The 2,047-nt window shown below is 38.1% G+C and carries 2 protein-coding genes and 1 tRNA gene; 1 reads left to right on the top strand and 2 read right to left on the bottom strand.

Going from position 1 to position 2,047, the window contains the following annotated elements:
• On the top strand, positions 1 to 290 hold a 290-nt coding region (locus tag J536_RS23780), incomplete at its 5' end, for a GFA family protein (RefSeq protein ID WP_032064202.1).
• 641 nt (positions 291 to 931) lie between these two features.
• Here J536_RS23780 and J536_RS23775 read toward each other — a convergent pair.
• Together J536_RS23775 and sxtP are read right to left on the bottom strand one after the other, a co-directional pair.
• Positions 932 to 1,007 (bottom strand) — tRNA-Thr (locus J536_RS23775).
• 124 nt (positions 1,008 to 1,131) lie between these two features.
• A partial coding sequence (gene sxtP, locus J536_RS23770) for a multidrug efflux MFS transporter SxtP (RefSeq protein WP_032064201.1) occupies positions 1,132 to 2,047 on the bottom strand: 916 nt, incomplete at its 5' end.

Here is a 2,047-nt window from a genome sequence, read left to right as displayed (position 1 = left end):
CTTTTTTTCACCAGTCTGAATTAAAAGTGAATGGTGAGCTGACATATTTTGAGACTTTGGGATCTTCTGGCCGACCTATTAAAAGAGCGTTTTGCCCGACTTGTGGTTCTCAGCTTTTTGGCTTACCTGAAATTGCGCCTGAAATGATTTCAATACGTGCAGGTACGCTTGATGACCCGAGTCTCTATCAACCTAGAGCAGAGGTGTTTGTGAGCCAAGCCTATGCATGGGATACACTGAACCCAAACCTTAAACACTTTGAAAAAATGATAGAAAAGAGCAAGAAATAAGGCTTAATTAAAGAAGCCAAATATTGCCAAAGCACAGATTAAAGTAAGACTGCCAAGAGCTAAAAATAATATGGTTTTTCTATATTTTAGCTGCGGCATTTTACTTACAATGAAAATAAGGCATGCGAGTATGAGCGCTAAGGGCTGAAAAATATTTGATGGCAAAGTAAACATCTCGTTCCTTGTTGTTTTTAAATTTATTTTAGAAATAAAGTAATAAACTCATTATATCGTTTTCTTATTTAATTGACGAACAGAACTTGTTTATAAATTCATATTTTTATTTCCATGATAGATAAATCAAGTTTTAAATTTAAAAGAATCATGTACGCTTTTTCTTACATAAATTCGGGAAATTGGCGTCTTTTTATAATCTCAAGAATTGCCTATGATGAATTCATCAGGAACAGGAAGTTCCGAAACGTAAAACAACAATAATAAGTTTAAGCATCAGGACGTGAGGTATTACAGGAAGTGTACCTAGTAACGAAATACGAAAAAAGCCCAACAGGATGTTGGGCTTTTTTCATTTCTTATTAACGAATTTCTTTGCCACCTAAGACAATAGAGTCACAAGGTAGATTGTAAAATCTACAGACAACAAAAAACCCCATAAATCAAATATTCATGAGGTTTAATGATGGTGCCGGCACACGGATTCGAACTGTGGACCTACTGATTACAAGTCAGTTGCTCTACCAACTGAGCTATGCCGGCGATGTGGAGTGAATTTTACAGTTTCTTAAAAAAATTACAAGCCAAAAAATGAGCATTTAAATTTTTTCATATCATTTTTAAATGCTCATAGGGGCTAGCCTGAACAAGTTAGAGTTTTACTACATTAATGTGCTTTGGCATGTGAAGTATAAACCGCTAAAAATATTCCAATTAAAGACAAGACCACGGTTAAACCTACAATGGCACTCCAACCACCGTGCAACCAGAACCATCCGCCTGCTGAGCCGACAATACTTGAACCCATATAGTAAAAAAGTAAGTAGAGTGAACTGGCATGGGCTTTAGCTTGTTTGCTTTCAGCGCCCACAGAACTACTGGTAAGTGAGTGGGTAATAAAGAAACCTGTGGTAATAAATGCAATACCAATAATAATGCCGAAAAGCGAGCTGAGTAGGGTCATGAGGCTCCCTACAATCATTAAGGCAAAACCACCCATCATCATGGTTTTTTTACCAAAGCGATCCGCTAAGCTACCTGCCAACGATGAAGAAACCATGCCAAAGCTATACGACAAGAAAATAAGGCTAATTTGTGTCTGACTGAGTGAATAAGGTGCTCCACTTAAACGGAAAGTGGCATAGTTAAACAAAGTCACAAAAACACTAGTCAGCAAGAAACCAATCGCAAATAGGCGTAATAATTTTGTATTGCTTAAATGAGCGCGCCACATTTGCATGTGAAAATCTAAATTTAGCCCTTTTTTCTGCAAAAAATTACGCGATGCGGGAAGTAATTTTAAAAAGGCAATTGAGCAAACAAAACAGATTGCCCCAAGTAAGCCTAAGGCGGTGCGCCATGAAAAATATTCAACCAAAATACCCATGCCGACACGGCCCATCATGCCACCAAAAGCCGTACCTGCAATATATAAACCCATAGTTTTACCTAAGTGCTCAGGTGCGATTTCTTCGGCAATCCAAGCCATCGTCACTGCGGGTACACCACCAAGTAGTAAACCTTCTAAAGCGCGCGCCATCAATAAACTGTGCCAGTTCGGTGTGAACATAGAGACAATATTA

Source organism: Acinetobacter sp. 809848 (assembly GCF_000581275.1).
Taxonomy (GTDB): domain Bacteria; phylum Pseudomonadota; class Gammaproteobacteria; order Pseudomonadales; family Moraxellaceae; genus Acinetobacter; species Acinetobacter pittii.
The sequence above is the reverse complement of the archived record's forward strand: the minus strand, read 5'-3'. Positions and strand labels throughout refer to the sequence as shown.